The sequence below is a fragment of the Micromonospora acroterricola genome (assembly GCF_003172955.1).
GTDB lineage: Bacteria > Actinomycetota > Actinomycetes > Mycobacteriales > Micromonosporaceae > Micromonospora > Micromonospora acroterricola.
Genome location: NZ_QGKR01000207.1, coordinates 31849 through 45345 on the forward strand (window position 1 = coordinate 31849; position 13497 = coordinate 45345).

General features: G+C 71.4%; 12 protein-coding genes. 9 read left to right on the plus strand and 3 right to left on the minus strand.

The window, feature by feature from the left end:
* Nucleotides 1-499 precede the first annotated feature (499 nt).
* On the plus strand, nucleotides 500-865 hold the full coding sequence (locus DKT68_RS16945; protein ID WP_109818382.1) for a PadR family transcriptional regulator: 366 nt from the start codon (nucleotides 500-502) through the stop codon (nucleotides 863-865).
* A complete protein-coding gene (locus DKT68_RS16950) occupies nucleotides 862-2238 on the plus strand; it encodes a permease prefix domain 1-containing protein (protein ID WP_109818383.1) in 1377 nt (458 codons plus the stop codon). Before DKT68_RS16945 ends, DKT68_RS16950 begins: the two co-directional genes overlap by 4 nt.
* Nucleotides 2239-2298: 60 nt before the next feature.
* Here the strand turns inward: DKT68_RS16950 and DKT68_RS16955 are convergent, their stop codons facing one another.
* Nucleotides 2299-3156, minus strand: a complete 858-nt coding sequence (locus DKT68_RS16955) for an SPFH domain-containing protein (RefSeq protein WP_109818384.1) — start codon at nucleotides 3154-3156, stop codon at nucleotides 2299-2301.
* A 223-nt stretch (nucleotides 3157-3379) separates the two neighbouring features.
* On the opposite strand from DKT68_RS16955, the gene DKT68_RS16960 reads away from it, so the two are divergent.
* The 7 genes from DKT68_RS16960 (at nucleotide 3380) to DKT68_RS16990 (ending at nucleotide 10468) form a co-directional block, all read left to right on the plus strand.
* Nucleotides 3380-4141 carry an ABC transporter ATP-binding protein gene (locus tag DKT68_RS16960; RefSeq protein ID WP_109818385.1) on the plus strand — a complete coding sequence of 254 codons (762 nt, stop codon included), beginning with the start codon at nucleotides 3380-3382 and terminating at the stop codon, nucleotides 4139-4141.
* Entirely contained in the window at nucleotides 4128-4820 is a 693-nt protein-coding gene (locus DKT68_RS16965; protein WP_089016639.1) for an ABC transporter ATP-binding protein, read from the plus strand. Before DKT68_RS16960 ends, DKT68_RS16965 begins: the two co-directional genes overlap by 14 nt.
* A gap of 51 nt (nucleotides 4821-4871) precedes the next feature.
* Nucleotides 4872-6122, plus strand: coding sequence for an ABC transporter substrate-binding protein (locus tag DKT68_RS16970; RefSeq protein ID WP_201749077.1), 1251 nt, complete (start codon nucleotides 4872-4874; stop codon nucleotides 6120-6122).
* Entirely contained in the window at nucleotides 6119-7000 is an 882-nt protein-coding gene (locus DKT68_RS16975; protein WP_109818387.1) for a branched-chain amino acid ABC transporter permease, read from the plus strand. The genes DKT68_RS16970 and DKT68_RS16975 overlap by 4 nt, the downstream gene beginning before the upstream one ends.
* The gene (locus DKT68_RS16980; protein ID WP_109818388.1) at nucleotides 6997-8010 is read left to right on the plus strand and encodes a branched-chain amino acid ABC transporter permease; all 1014 of its coding nucleotides are present in this window, start codon (nucleotides 6997-6999) and stop codon (nucleotides 8008-8010) included. Before DKT68_RS16975 ends, DKT68_RS16980 begins: the two co-directional genes overlap by 4 nt.
* Nucleotides 8011-8279: 269 nt before the next feature.
* Nucleotides 8280-9848, plus strand: coding sequence for an MFS transporter (locus DKT68_RS16985; protein ID WP_109818389.1), 1569 nt, complete (start codon nucleotides 8280-8282; stop codon nucleotides 9846-9848).
* 11 nt (nucleotides 9849-9859) lie between these two features.
* A complete protein-coding gene (locus DKT68_RS16990) occupies nucleotides 9860-10468 on the plus strand; it encodes a TetR/AcrR family transcriptional regulator (protein ID WP_109818390.1) in 609 nt (202 codons plus the stop codon).
* A gap of 49 nt (nucleotides 10469-10517) precedes the next feature.
* Here the strand turns inward: DKT68_RS16990 and DKT68_RS16995 are convergent, their stop codons facing one another.
* Entirely contained in the window at nucleotides 10518-12437 is a 1920-nt protein-coding gene (locus DKT68_RS16995; RefSeq protein WP_109818391.1) for a helix-turn-helix domain-containing protein, read from the minus strand.
* A gap of 14 nt (nucleotides 12438-12451) precedes the next feature.
* Nucleotides 12452-13234, minus strand: a complete 783-nt coding sequence (locus tag DKT68_RS17000) for a 3-hydroxybutyrate dehydrogenase (protein ID WP_109818392.1) — start codon at nucleotides 13232-13234, stop codon at nucleotides 12452-12454.
* Nucleotides 13235-13497: the final 263 nt, after the last annotated feature.

The following is a 13497-nucleotide window of genomic DNA, read 5'->3' on the forward strand; positions in this document are numbered from 1 at the left end:
ACTGTCGACTGTCGAAGATGTGCGGCACCCTCGCCGCGAGGTTCCCGCTGGTGCTCGGGCGCGAGGCATACCCGGGCAGTTCCGGACGGCCTCGTCGCCGACACGTTCCGCCGCGCGCTCGACGCTCTGCTCCCGCCGGGGCCGCCGGTCAAGATCCTTACCCTGGCCGGACCGCGAGCCGCCACGACGCCCGCCGATTCCCGTCGAGACGACCCGCCACCGCTGACGCCCTTCGGGCTGTTTCGACCCGACGTGGCGGTGTTCCTGTCCACGCTGGCGCGGCTGCGCGAGGTCCGCCAGCCGTGGCTGCGCGCGATCTACGACCGCGTCACGGACCATCCGTACGCCGGCCGTTCTGACCAGGCGACCGGACGTCGTCGAGCAGGGCGACCGCAGGCCGCTGGTTGGGCCAGGTGATCGGCCCGTTGCGTCCACCTATGCCTAGCACTACTATGCATAATGGTTCTAGGCTTGATTGGGGGGAGCGTGGTGAGGTCTTGTGAAGGTCGCTAAGGATCTGGTGGCCGCCTCGGCGACACCGATGGTGCTCGGCATCCTGGCCGAGGGTGAGAGCTACGGCTACGCCATCCTCAGGCGGATCAACGAGCTGTCCGGTGGCGAGCTGGACTGGACCGAGGGGCTGCTGTACCCGTTGCTGCACCGGCTTGAGCGCCTCGCCTATGTGGAGGCGAGCTGGCAGTCGGTCGTCGGCGAGCGGAAACGCAAGTACTACCGCATCACCGACAAGGGTCTGGCCGAGCTGGCCGAGCAGCGCCGGCAGTGGGACACCGTCGTGGGCGCGCTCAAGGAAATCTGGCACGATCGGGCACCGCTGACGGTGAACCCGCTGGAGGGCCTCGCATGACGGCATACGACGGGCCGGAGCAGTTGGAGGCGCAGTTCGCGCAGTGGCGCCAGTACGTGCTGCGTCGCCGGGAACTGCAAGCGGTGGACGCCGACGAGTTGGAAGACCACCTTCGCGGCTCCGTCGACGAGTTAGTTGCGGCGGGCCTGAGCCCCGATGAGGCGTTCCTGGTCGCGGTGAAGCGGATGGGCAGCCTCGACGACATCTCCCGCGAGTTCGCCCGCGAGCATTCGGAACGGCTGTGGAAGCAGTTGGTGCTGACCGGCGACGCCGGCAGCCCGGCCGCCGGCACGCGCTCCCGGCGGGACCTGTGGGTCATGTTCGGCTGCGCCGCGGGCGCGGTGGTGTCCGTCAAGGCGCCAGCGCTGTTCGGGCTGACCTTCGACGACGACGGCTCGTTCTACGCGCGGAACGCCACCCTGTTCGCGCTGCCCTGGCTGGCGGCGTTCCTGGCCTGGCGCCGGCAAGCCCGACCGGTGGTGATCGCGGTGCTGGTGGCGCTGTTCGCCCTCGGCGCGGTGGCGGCCAACGCCTATCCCCTGGCGGACGACTCGCAGTCCGTGGTCGTCAGCAGCGTCCACCTTCCCATCGCCCTGTGGCTCGTGGTCGGTCTGGCCTACGTCGCGGACGACTGGCGCTCGTCCCGTCGACGGATGGACTTCATCCGCTTCACCGGCGAGTGGTTCATCTACTTCGTCCTGATGGCCCTCGGTGGCGGCGTGCTCGCCGCGTTCCTGTTCAACACCTTCGCGGCCATCGGAATCGTCCCGGAGGCGTTCGTCTCGCAGTGGCTCCTGCCCTGCGGCGCCGCGGCCGCGGTCGTCGTGGCCGGGTGGCTGGTCGAGGCCAAGCAGAGTGTCGTCGAGAACATCGCGCCGGTCCTCACCCGGCTGTTCACCCCGCTCTTCACGGCTGCCCTGCTCGCCTTCCTCGTCGCTGTCGTCTGGACCAGCCACGGCATCGAGGTCGAGCGCGAAGCTCTGATCCTGTTCGACCTGCTGCTCGTCGTGGTGCTGGGGCTGCTGCTCTACTCGCTCTCGGCCCGCGATCCGCTGGCCCCGCCCGGCCCGTTCGACAAGCTCCAGCTCGCGCTCGTGGTCAGTGCGTTGGCCATCGACGTGCTGGTGCTGTTGGAGATCACCGGACGCATCACCGACGAGTACGGCGGAACGCCCAACCGGGCGGCCGCGCTCGGCGAGAACGTCATCCTGCTGGTCAACCTCGCGTGGTCGGCGTGGCTCCTGCTGACCTTCATCCGTCGGCGCACATCGTTCGCGGCGCTCGAACGGTGGCAGACCGGCTACCTGCCGGTGTACGCCGCGTGGGCCTGGATCGTGGTCCTCGTCTTTCCACCGTTGTTCAGCTACGCCTAGCCGGCGCCACCAACGCGACGCGGAAGCCGGCCCACCCGCCACGGGTGGGCCGGCTTCAGGTCACTTGCCGGTGACGATGCCCGGGTTGATGCAGAGCCCCGGGTTGGCGCCGTTCTTCTCAGCGATCTCCAGGCAGCGGGTCACCTTGTCGACCTTCGCATTGGTCTCGGTGATCTGCTTGGAGATCTCGGCGTTCTTGCGGTCCTGCTCCAGGTTGCGGGTCTGCGCCAGCTTGTCCTGGAACGCCTTGATGTTGCTCTCGGTCTTGTCGTCGTGGTTCACCCGGGTGATGGTCACCGAGAGGATGTCGACGTCGGCGGCGAGCCGGGTCTCCGCGCTGGTCTTGATGTTCGCCGCGAAGGGCTTCAAGTCGACGTTGAGGTCGCCGGTCTGGGCGTCGATCTTCTCCAGCGGGTTGTACGCGGCGAACGCGTCGTTGACCGCGCTGTCGAGCTGCACGCCCACCCGCTGGCCCCGGAAGCTGTCGAAGTCTCCCTTGTAGTCCATGAACTGCTTCGGCGCGTTCTCCGGCTTGACCTGCCACTCGATGAGCACCTCGACGCACGCGTCGGCGAGCGTGCCGGTACGGACCCGTACGCAGTTGTCGCCGCCGATGTGGTCGTACTTCTGGCGGCCGGCGTCCCACTCGCCGACCTTCTGCCAGGGGGCGACCCACTTCAGGCCGGAGCCGGTCACCTCGCCGGTGGGCTTGCCGAAGCTCGTGACGATGCCGACCGAGCGGATGGGCACCGAGTGGGCGCTGGAGGTGACACCGACCAGCAGGGTGAGGGCGAGAAAGGCGAGCGCCGCGAGTGCGGCCATCCGCTTCAGCGGCCGCGCCGGGGTGACGAGGGCCAGGACGGCGCAGACCGCCAGGGCGACGGCGAAGACGATCGCCATGGTGAAGCCGACGGGCATGGGGTGGGGACCTTCCGCTGGGCTGTGTGGATCATCAACCTAGGGGGCTCGGTCAAGGCGGCGACGCCGGGGAGTGGAGTTTGCGCACGTCTCCTGCCGGCTGAATATGGATGCCATCGACATGGCTCGACTCGCGGGACCGGCCGTAGGTTTCCTCCACGCGACGGCCCTGTGACCACGGTCACCGATCGGACGTCGCCGCGACCCTGCGGAGGATGAGGCGATGACCGGGCAAGCGCTCCTGTCGGCCCGTGGGCTGACCCGAGACTTCCGGGGCTTCCGGGCGGTCGACGAGGTCGACCTCGACGTCGCGCCGGAGAGTGTGCACGCGCTGGTCGGCCCCAACGGCGCCGGCAAGACCACCCTGTTCAACCTGCTCACCGGCTTCCTCCGCCCCAGCGGCGGGCGGATCGAGCTGGCCGGGCGGGACGTCACCGGGCTGCCACCGGAGCAGGTCGCCCGGCTCGGCGTGGCCCGCTCGTTCCAGATCACCAGCCTCTTCCCGCAGCTGTCCGCCCGTGAGCACGTCGCGCTGGCCCTCCAGTCGTCCAGCGGGCTGGGCTGGCGGTTCTGGCGCTCGGCGAAGCTGATGGGCCGCTACACCGAGCGGGCCGACGAGCTGCTGGCCATGGTGGGGCTCTCCGAGCTGGCGGAGGCCCCCTCGGAGTCGCTGGCGTACGGCCGCAAGCGGGCACTGGAGCTGGCCATCGCCCTGGCGCTCGACCCGAAGGTGCTGCTGCTCGACGAACCGACCGCCGGCATGGGGCTGGAGGACGTCGACCGCACCGTCGAGCTGATCAGCCGGGTCCGGCAGGGCCGGACCGTGGTGATGGTCGAGCACAACATGAGCGTGGTCGGGCGGCTCGCCGACACCGTCACCGTGCTCCAGGCCGGCAAGGTCCTGGTCGAGGGCCCGTACGAGCAGGTCCGCGCGGACGAGCGCGTGATCACCGCCTACCTGGGAGCCGCTGATGCTGCGCATTGAGAACCTCTCCGCCTGGTACGGGGAGGCGCAGGTGCTGCGGGACGTCAGCCTCGAGGTCGCCGCGGGCGAGGTGGTCACCCTGGTGGGGCGCAACGGCGCCGGCAAGTCCACCCTGCTGCGCTGCGTGATGGGCCTGCACTCCGGCCAGCGCGGCACGGTGGAGCTGGACGGGCGGGACGTCGGGAAGCTGCCGGCGCACCGACGGGCCCGGCTCGGCCTCGGCTGGGTGCCCGACGACCGGGGCAGCTACGCCACGCTGACCGTCACCGAGAACCTCACCCTGCCGCCCCGGGTGGGCCCCGACCCGTGGTCGCTGGAGCGCGTGTACGAGGCGTTCCCGGCCCTGTACACCCGGCGCGACTCCGCGGCCACCATGCTCTCCGGCGGTGAGCAGCAGATGCTCGCGCTGGCCCGGGTGCTGCGGATGGGCGCCCGGCTGCTGCTCTGCGACGAGCCCACCGAGGGGCTCTCCCCACTGCTCGTGCAGCAGGTCGGTGACCTGCTGCGGGAGGCCAAGCGGCACGGGGTGACCGTGCTGCTGGTCGAACAGAACCTGCACTTCGCCACCGGTGTCGCCGACCGGCACTACCTGCTGGCCGAGGGACGCGTCGCCGAGGCGATGGACAACTCCGAGGTGCGCTCGCGGGAACGCGAGCTGCTGGCGTACCTCGGGATCTGATTTCTTCCGACAACGACCCGCGCGACGACGCGCGGAATGGATGGAGTGGGCATGCGGAGGACGGTGGGTGTGGCCGCGGCGTCGGCCGCGGTGGTGCTGGTCGCCGGTTGCGGCGGCGGTGGACCTCAGTCGGGCGGCGACCAGAAGCTGACCGGCGACAAGATCGTGCTGGGCGTGCTCAACGACCAGTCCGGGGCGTACTCGGAGTTGTCCGGGAAGAACTCGGTCACGGCCGTGGAGATGGCCATCGCCGACTTCACCGCCAAGTACGGCGACAAGGCGGTGACCAAGGACATCACGGTGGAGACCGCCGACCACCAGAACAAGCCGGACGTGGCCAACTCCAAGGCCCAGGAGATGTACGACCGCAAGGGCGTCGACCTGATCCTGGACGTGCCCACCTCGTCGGCGGCGCTGAAGGTCGCCGACGTGGCGAAGGAGAAGAAGAAGCTCTACTTCAACATCGGCGCGGCGACCACCGACCTGACCGGCAAGAGCTGCAACAAGTACACCTTCCACTACGCCTACGACACCTACATGCTGGCCAACGGCACCGGGAAGACCACCACCGAGCAGATCGGCAAGAACTGGTACATCCTGTACCCGAACTACGCCTTCGGTCAGGACATGGAGAAGAGTTTCTCCACCGCGATCACGGCGGCCGGCGGCAAGGTCGTCGGCAAGGACGGCGCGCCGTTCCCGAACACCAGCGGCGACTTCTCCACCTTCCTGCTCAAGGCGCCGACGCTGAACCCGAAGCCGGACGTGCTGGGCACGATGCAGGCCGGCGCCGAGCTGGTCAACGTGGTGAAGCAGTACAACGAGTTCAAGCTGCGGGACAAGGGCGTCGGGCTGGCGGTGGGCCTGATGTTCCTCACCGACATCCACTCGCTCACCCCGGCCGCGCTGGCCGGCACCACGTACACCGACGCCTGGTACTGGAACTTCGACGCCAAGAACCGCGAGTTCGCCGACCGGTTCCAGCAGAAGGCCGGCACCCGGCCGACCTTCGCGCACGCGGCCAACTACTCCGCCGCCTTGCAGTACCTGGAGGCGGTGCAGGCCGCCGGCACCGACGACGCGGACGCCGTCGTCAAGGGCCTGGAGGGCAAGACGGTCGAGGACGTCTTCCTGCGCAACGGCAAGATCCGCGCCGAGGACCACCGGGTGGTGCACGACGCGTACCTGGCCCAGGTGAAGCCGCAGTCCGAGGTGGCCGAGCCGTGGGACTACGTCAAGGTGCTCAAGACGATCCCCGCCGCGGAGGCGTTCCGCGCGCCGTCGGCGGACTGCAAGCTGTGAGCGGATTCGCGCAGAACACGTTCAACGGGCTGGTGAGCGGGGCGTTCTACGCCCTGCTCGCCCTCGGGCTCGCGGTCATCTTCGGCATGCTGCGGGTGGTCAACTTCGCCCACGGCGCGTTCTACATGCTCGGCGCGTTCGGCGCGTACGTGCTGCTCACCGAGGCGGGCGTGCCGTTCTGGGCGGCCCTGGTGATCATGCCGGTGGGGCTGGGGCTACTCGGCATGGCGCTGGAACGGGCGGTGATCCACCGGCTGACCAGGCTCGACCCGCTCTACAACTTCCTGCTCACCTTCGGCCTGACGCTGATCCTGCAGGACCTGGTGAAGTTGCGCTACGGCGTGCAGTCCAGCCCGTACGCCACCCCGTCGCTGCTGAGTGGGACGGTGAACTTCGGGTTGTTCGACTTCCCGACGTACCGGGTGTTCATCCTCGGCTTCGCGGTGCTGCTGTGCGTCGCGGTGTGGTGGGTGCTCACCCGGACGCGGATCGGCATGGTGGTCCGCGCGGCCACCGAGCGGCCCGACCTGACCCGGGCGTTCGGCATCGACGTCGGGCGCTGGGTCACCCCGGTCTTCGGCTTCGGCATCGGGCTCGCCGGGCTGGCCGGCGTGCTGGCCGCGCCGATGCGTGCGGTGAACCCGCTGATGGGCGCCGACCTGATCATCGTGGTCTTCGCGGTGGTCGTGATCGGCGGGCTGGGCTCGATCTTCGGCTCGGTGGCCGCCGGCTTCGGCATCGGCCTGGTCCAGGCGTGGGGCGAGGCGTACCTGTCCAACTTCCCGATCGTGTCGCAGACGATCGTCTTCATCGTGATGGCCGTGGTGCTGCTCTGGCGACCGGCGGGGCTGTTCGGCCGTGAGGAGGCGCCGGCATGACCAGCACTGTGGACACCCCGGCCGACACGCCCAAGGCGGCGACCCCTTCCGGGCTGGTCGCCGTGGCCCGCGCTCCCGGCTGGGTGCGGTACGCGCTGCTCGCCCTCGGGCTGGCCGCGGCCGCCTGGCTGCCCAACGGCCTCTACCCGGCGGTGGCGGTGGACATCCTCTGCTGGGCGCTGTTCGCCGTGGCCGTGGACCTGCTGCTCGGCTTCACCGGGTTGATGTCCTTCGGGCACGCCGCCTTCTGGGGCACCTCGGCGTACGTCACCGGGTTGGTGGCGATCCACGCCGGCCTGCCGTTCCCCCTCGCGGTGCTGGCCGGGGCGCTCGCCGCGGCCGTGCTGGCGGTGCCGATCGGTTACCTGGCGGTGAAGCGGACCGGCATCTACTTCGCGATGGTGACCCTGGCCTTCGCGCAGATGGTCTACTACGTCGCCAACGAGTGGCGTTCGGTGACCCAGGGCGAGAACGGCCTGCAGGGGGTCCCCCGGGAGTTGTTCGGCTGGGATCTCACCGACGACTACTACTTCTACTACGCGATCCTGCCGATCGTGCTGCTCGGGCTGGCCGCCGCCTGGCGGATCGTGCACTCGCCGTTCGGCCGGGTGCTGGTCGGCATCCGGGACAATCCGGCCCGGGCGCGGGCGCTGGGCTACCCGGTGCACCGCTACAAGCTCACCGCGTTCGTGCTGTCCGGGTTCATCGCCGGCCTCGGCGGCGGGCTGTTCGCGGTCGGCCACCGGTTCGTCTCGCTGGACGTGCTGCACTGGACCACTTCCGGCAAGGCCGTGATCGTGGTGGTGCTCGGGGGCATCGGCACGCTATGGGGCGGGGTGCTCGGCGCCGGGATCGTGGTCCGGCTGGAGGACTGGCTGTCGTTCTCCGGGTTCGAGGCGATCGGCCTGGTCACCGGCGGCATCTTCGTCCTCGTTGTGGTGTTGTTCCGGCGCGGCATCTGGGGCAGCGCCTCGGCGCTGGCCCGCCGGCTGGCGGCGCGCCGCCGATAAATTTCCGCGCCGGCGCATCCGCCGCGCGCCCTCGCGACGTACCCCCGGGTGGCGAACGCACACCCGGGGGTACGTCCACGCGACCACGCCGACCTGGCAGCCACGCGATCGGTCAGGCGGCTGAGAAGCGGGCACCCGAACGGCCGTGACGCCGGACACATACGATACGGATCCGTTCCGTATCGTTAATGCCGCCCGTAGGCTGACCGCAGTTACGAGTCCGACCCGTATCGTATTGCGTCGCGGGCGAACCGGGGGGAGAACCGGGTATGGAGCTGCACGACAACACGGGACATCCGAGGAGGTGGGCGATCCTGGGGGTGCTGGTGATCAGCCTCCTCGTCGTCGTCCTCGACAACACGATCCTCAACGTCGCCCTGCGCACCCTGGCCGACCCGGTGCACGGCCTGGGGGCCAGCCAGGGCGAGCTGGAGTGGTCCATCAACTCCTACACGCTCGTCTTCGCCGGGCTGCTGTTCACCTTCGGGGTGCTCGGCGACCGGGCCGGCCGCAAGCGCTTCCTGATGATCGGGCTGGCGCTGTTCGGCCTGGCGTCGCTGCTCTCGGCGTACGCGCAGGACCCGGCACAGCTGATCGCGGCCCGCGCCCTGATGGGGGTCGGCGGCGCGGCCATCATGCCGGTGACGCTGTCGATCATCTCCAACGTCTTCGACCCGCGTGAGCGTGGCCGCGCGATCGGCGTCTGGGCCGGCGCGGTCGGGCTTGCGGTGGCGATCGGCCCGATCCTCGGCGGCGCGCTGCTGGAGCACTTCTGGTGGGGCTCGGTCTTCCTGATCAACGTGCCGGTCGTGGTTGCCGGCGTCGTCCTGGTCGCGGTGCTGGTCCCCGAGTCGCGTGACCCGCGCCCGGGCCGGGTCGACGTCCTCGGCGTCCTGCTCTCCGTGGTCGGCCTGGTCGCCCTCTCCTACGGCATCATCGACGGCGGCGAGCACGGCTTCGGCCGGCCGGTGGCGTGGGGCTCGATCCTGGGCGGCCTGGCGGTGCTGGCGTGGTTCGTGCAGCACGAGCGGCGCAGCGACCACCCGTCGCTGGACGTCCGCCTGTTCAAGCTGCCGCGCTTCGCCGCGCCGGTGGCCATCGTCGGCCTGGTGTTCTTCGCCGCGATGGGCGTGATGTTCTTCAGCTCGTTCTACCTGCAACTGGTGCGCGACTACAGCCCGCTGCAGACCGGTCTGCTCTTCCTGCCCTTCGCCGGCGCCCAGCTGATCTTCGCGCCGCGCAGCGCCGCGATGGTCCGCCGCTACGGCGGCCGGGCGGTCGCCACCGTCGGGCTGGCGCTGACCGCGGCGGCGCTCGCCGCGTTCGCCTTCGTCGACGCGTCCACCCCGATCTGGGTCGTGCTGGTCGTGTTCTTCTTCCAGGGCGTCGGAATGGCCAACATCATGCCGCCGGCCACCGAGTCGATCATGTCGGCGCTGCCCCGGGAGAAGGCCGGCGTGGGCTCCGCCGTGAGCAACACCGTCCGCCAGGTGGCCGGCGCGCTCGGCGTGGCGGTCCTCGGCTCGGTGCTCTCCGCGGTCTACCGGGCCGACGTGGACGGCGCGCTGACCGGCCTGCCCGCGCAGGCCCGCGACGCGGCCACCGAGTCGATCTCCGGCGCGTACGCGGCCGCCGGGCAGCTCGGCCCGGCCGCGCCGGCGCTGATCTCGGCGGCCAACGACGCCTTCGTCACCGCCATGCACTGGGCGGCGGCGCTCTCCGCGGTCGTCGCCGCGCTCGGGATCCTGGTGGTGCTGCGGTGGATGCCCGGCCGGGAGACCACCGCCGCCGCTCCGGTGGCGCCGGCCGCCGAGCCCGAGTTGGCCGGGACGGCATAGGTTCGGGGACAATGTCGGACATGACGTCCACTGCCGATGCTCCGCGGTCGCCCGGTCGACCGCGGAGCATCCGCGCCGACGAGGCGATCATCGAGGCCACCCTCGACCTGCTCGCCGAGGGCAGCACCATCGAGGCGCTCTCGATCGAGGCGATCGCCGCCCGCGCCGGGGTCGGCAAGGCCACCATCTACCGCCGGTGGGCCGGCAAGGACGCGCTGCTGCTGGACGCGCTGCGCCGGCTCAAGGGCGTCCTGCCGCAGCCCGAGGGGCACTCCGTCCGCGACGACCTGGTGCTGCTGGTCGGGGCCATCGGTCAGAACGTCGACCCGCGGGCGGCGAAGATCATGCCGTGCCTCGTGCCCGAGGTGAACCGCAGCCCGGACCACTTCCGGCTCTACCAGAACATCATCGCCCCGCGTCGTCAGCTGATGCGCGAGGTGCTGCGGCGCGGCATCAGCGAGGGGTTCATCCGGCCCGACATCGACCTGGAGGTGACCATGGCCCTGCTCACCGGGCCGATGCTGATCCAGCGGGTCCTCCAGTGGAACCCGGAGCTGGACGAGCGGACCCTGCCGGGGCAGGTCGTCGACGCCGTGCTGGCGGGTATCCAGGCCCACTGACCCGGCCGGGCCGGGCGGCGCGTCCGCCTCCCGGCCCGCCGGGCGGGCGTCAGCCGGCCGGGGCGCGCAGCCGGTGCAGGCGCAGCGCCAGCTGCACCTCCAGTGCCCGCTCCGGCTTCTGCCAGTCGGCGCCGAGCAACTGCCCGACCCGCTCCAGCCGCTGGGTCACCGTGTTGACGTGCACGTGCAGTTGCTCGGCGGCGCGGGCCAGGCTGCCGCCCACCCCGAAGTACGCCTCCAACGTCTTCACCAGCGCCGTGCCCCGCCGGGCGTCGTAGTCGAGCACCGGCCCGACGGTGGCGGTGAGGAACTGGGCCACGTCCTTCTCGCCCCGGTCACCCACCGTCCCCAGCAGCAGCCCGACGAAGCCCAGCTCCGCGGTGCTCGCCCCCTGCCCGGAACGGCCCAGCGCCCCCAGCGCGGTGAGGCAGCGGTCCGCCTCCTGGAAGGTGCCCGCCAGCGTCGCCGGCCCGGCCGACGGGCCGCTCGCCCCGGCCGTCACCGGCCGGCCGGTCACCCGGGACAGATCCCGGGCCACCGCACGGGCGCTGCCACCGGCGTCGCGCCCGGGCAGCATCAGCACCACCCGACCGTCGCGCGCCGCAGCCAGGCCACCCCGCGCCGAGGCGTACGTGGTGGCCCAGGAGAGCACCCGCTGCCGGGCCGAGCCGGTGGCCGCGATCGCGTCGTCGCCCACCGCCACCAGCACGTGTGGCGCGTCCAGGTCCACCCCGAGCCGGCGGGCCCGGCTGCGCAACGCGTCGGTGTCGCGCAGCGGCCGGGCGATCAGGTCGTCCAACAGCTCGCCACGGACCCGCCCCTCCGCCTCGGCGACCGTGCGCCGGAACAGCAGCAGCAGCGCGGTCACCAGCGCGGCCCGCTCCAGGATCCGCTGGTCGGCGTCGACCAGCTCGTCGTCCGGGCGCAGCACCAAGGCGCCCAGGTTCTCCGCGCCCGCCACCACCGCCGCGTACCAGAGCGTGCCCCGACGCACGCTGCGGCCCTCGGTCCGGGACGCGGCCACCGCCTCGACGATGTCGGCCCGGTCCGGCTCGTCGATCTCGCCGACCCGCGCCAGCAGCCGACCCTCGGCGTCCAGCGCCAGCAGCGCGCCGCCCAGCACCTCGGTCACCGCGGCCGCCACGTCCTCCACCCCGCCGCCGCGCAGCACCAGCGCGGTCATCCGGTCGTGCGCCGCCGCCGCCCGCTCCACCGAGCTGCTGTGCGCGCGGATCGTGGTGTTCGCCGCCGACAGCTCGGCCAGCGCCGAGCGGGTCTCGGCCAGCAGCCGGGCGGTGTCGATCGCCACCGCGGCGTGCGCGGCGAGGGATACCAGCAGCGCCACCTCCTCCCGGGCGAACGGCCGGGCCGAGCGGTTGGCCGAGTAGAGCACCCCGATCGAGGTGGAGCCGAGCCGCAACGGCACACCGAGGATCGCCACCAGGCCCTCCTCGCCCACCCCGGCGTCGATCTCCCCGGTGTGGTGGAAGCGCTCGTCCTCGCCGTAGTTCGCGGTCACGTACGGCGCGCCCGACTGGGCCACCAGCCCGCCCAGGCCGGCGCCCATCGGCAGCCGCAGCCGCTGGAAGCGGGCCGAGACCGACCCGTCGGTCACCCGCATGTAGGTGTCGCCGCGCTCGTCGTCGTTGAGCGTCATGTACGCCACGTCGGCGCCGAGCAGGTTGCGGGCCCGGTGCACGATCGCCCGCAGCACGTCGTCCAGGTCGCGCAGCCCGGCCAGGTCGCTGACCGTGTCGTACAGGCCGGACAGCTCCGTCTCCCGGCGGCGCCGGCGCTCCAGCAGCGCGCGGACCCGCAGCGCCACCGACTTGGCCTGCTCCAGCTCGGCCAGCCGGTCGGCGGGCACCCCGGCGGCCCGCGCGGCCACCAGCGGACCCTCGAACTCGACCGCCGCCGCCTCGCGGGCGAGCAGCTCCAGGAACTCCACCGGCGACGACATGGTCGACATTGTGCTCGGGCCCACTAGTTGGCCGTCCAGCCCCCGTCGAGCGCGATCGACGCGCCGGTGATGAACGCCGCCGGCGGCGAGCAGAGGTACGCCAGCAGCTCGGCCACCTCCTCCGGCTCGATCAGCCGCTTGATCGCGGCCCGGGCCAGCATGATCTTCTCGATCACCTCGGCCTCCGGGATGCCGTGGCTGGCCGCCTGGTCGGCGATCTGGCTCTCCACCAGTGCGGTGCGCACGTACGCCGGGTTGATGCAGTTGGCGGTCACGCCGTGCGCCGCGCCCTCCAGCGCCACCACCTTCGACAGCCCTTCGAGGGCGTGCTTCGCCGAGACGTAGGCCGCCTTGTACGGCGAGGCGCGCAGCCCGTGCACTGAGGAGATGTTGACGACCCGGCCCCAGCCCCGGGCGTACATGTGGGGCAGCGCGCGGCGGATGATCAGGAACGGCGCCTCGACCATCACCCGCTGGATGTACGCGAAGCGCTCGACGGGGAAGTCCTGCAACGGCGCGACGTGCTGGAGCCCGGCGTTGTTGACCACGATGTCCACGTCCACGTCGAGGCGGTCCACCGCCGCAGCGTCGGCGAGGTCCACGCCCTCGGCCCGGCCGCCGGCCTCGGCGGCCACCGCCTTGGCCGCCTCCAGGTTGCGGTCCACCACGAGCACCTTGGCGCCGGCCGCGCCCAGCCGCAGGGCACACGCCCGCCCGATGCCGCTGCCGCCCCCGGTGACCAGGGCGGTCCGACCGGCGAGGTCGACCTGTACGACGTGGGGGACCGCCACGGGTTCTGCCGTCATGGCGCAAGAAGTTACGAGCTGTGTGGCCCCGGGCACATGGGCCGACGCCACACACTCGCCACCTGTCCTGTGTGGCTCCGGGGCAGCCGTCCCGCCCGCCGGGCCTCGCGCCCTACTCCCGTCGATCACGGAGTCGGGCGCCCGATCGGGGCGGCTTCGTGGCATCTGTGACCCACCACAACTTCATGATCGACCGGGGCGGGCGTGTCTCCTGGGGCCGGTGGGAGCGGGGGCAGTAGGGTGTCGAACACACGTACTGCTGG

What these genes read in the sequence shown, in the direction of transcription:
- DKT68_RS16955 (WP_109818384.1), bottom strand. Translation starts at nt 3,156, where the DNA reads ATGCCCGTCGGCTTCACCATGGCGATCGTCTTCGCCGTCGCCCTGGCG.
- DKT68_RS17000 (WP_109818392.1), bottom strand. Translation starts at nt 13,234, where the DNA reads ATGACGGCAGAACCCGTGGCGGTCCCCCACGTCGTACAGGTCGACCTC.
- DKT68_RS16995 (WP_109818391.1), bottom strand. Translation starts at nt 12,437, where the DNA reads ATGTCGACCATGTCGTCGCCGGTGGAGTTCCTGGAGCTGCTCGCCCGC.
- DKT68_RS16980 (WP_109818388.1), top strand. Translation starts at nt 6,997, where the DNA reads ATGACCAGCACTGTGGACACCCCGGCCGACACGCCCAAGGCGGCGACC.
- DKT68_RS16965 (WP_089016639.1), top strand. Translation starts at nt 4,128, where the DNA reads ATGCTGCGCATTGAGAACCTCTCCGCCTGGTACGGGGAGGCGCAGGTG.
- DKT68_RS16985 (WP_109818389.1), top strand. Translation starts at nt 8,280, where the DNA reads ATGGAGCTGCACGACAACACGGGACATCCGAGGAGGTGGGCGATCCTG.
- DKT68_RS16950 (WP_109818383.1), top strand. Translation starts at nt 862, where the DNA reads ATGACGGCATACGACGGGCCGGAGCAGTTGGAGGCGCAGTTCGCGCAG.
- DKT68_RS16990 (WP_109818390.1), top strand. Translation starts at nt 9,860, where the DNA reads ATGTCGGACATGACGTCCACTGCCGATGCTCCGCGGTCGCCCGGTCGA.
- DKT68_RS16970 (WP_201749077.1), top strand. Translation starts at nt 4,872, where the DNA reads ATGCGGAGGACGGTGGGTGTGGCCGCGGCGTCGGCCGCGGTGGTGCTG.
- DKT68_RS16960 (WP_109818385.1), top strand. Translation starts at nt 3,380, where the DNA reads ATGACCGGGCAAGCGCTCCTGTCGGCCCGTGGGCTGACCCGAGACTTC.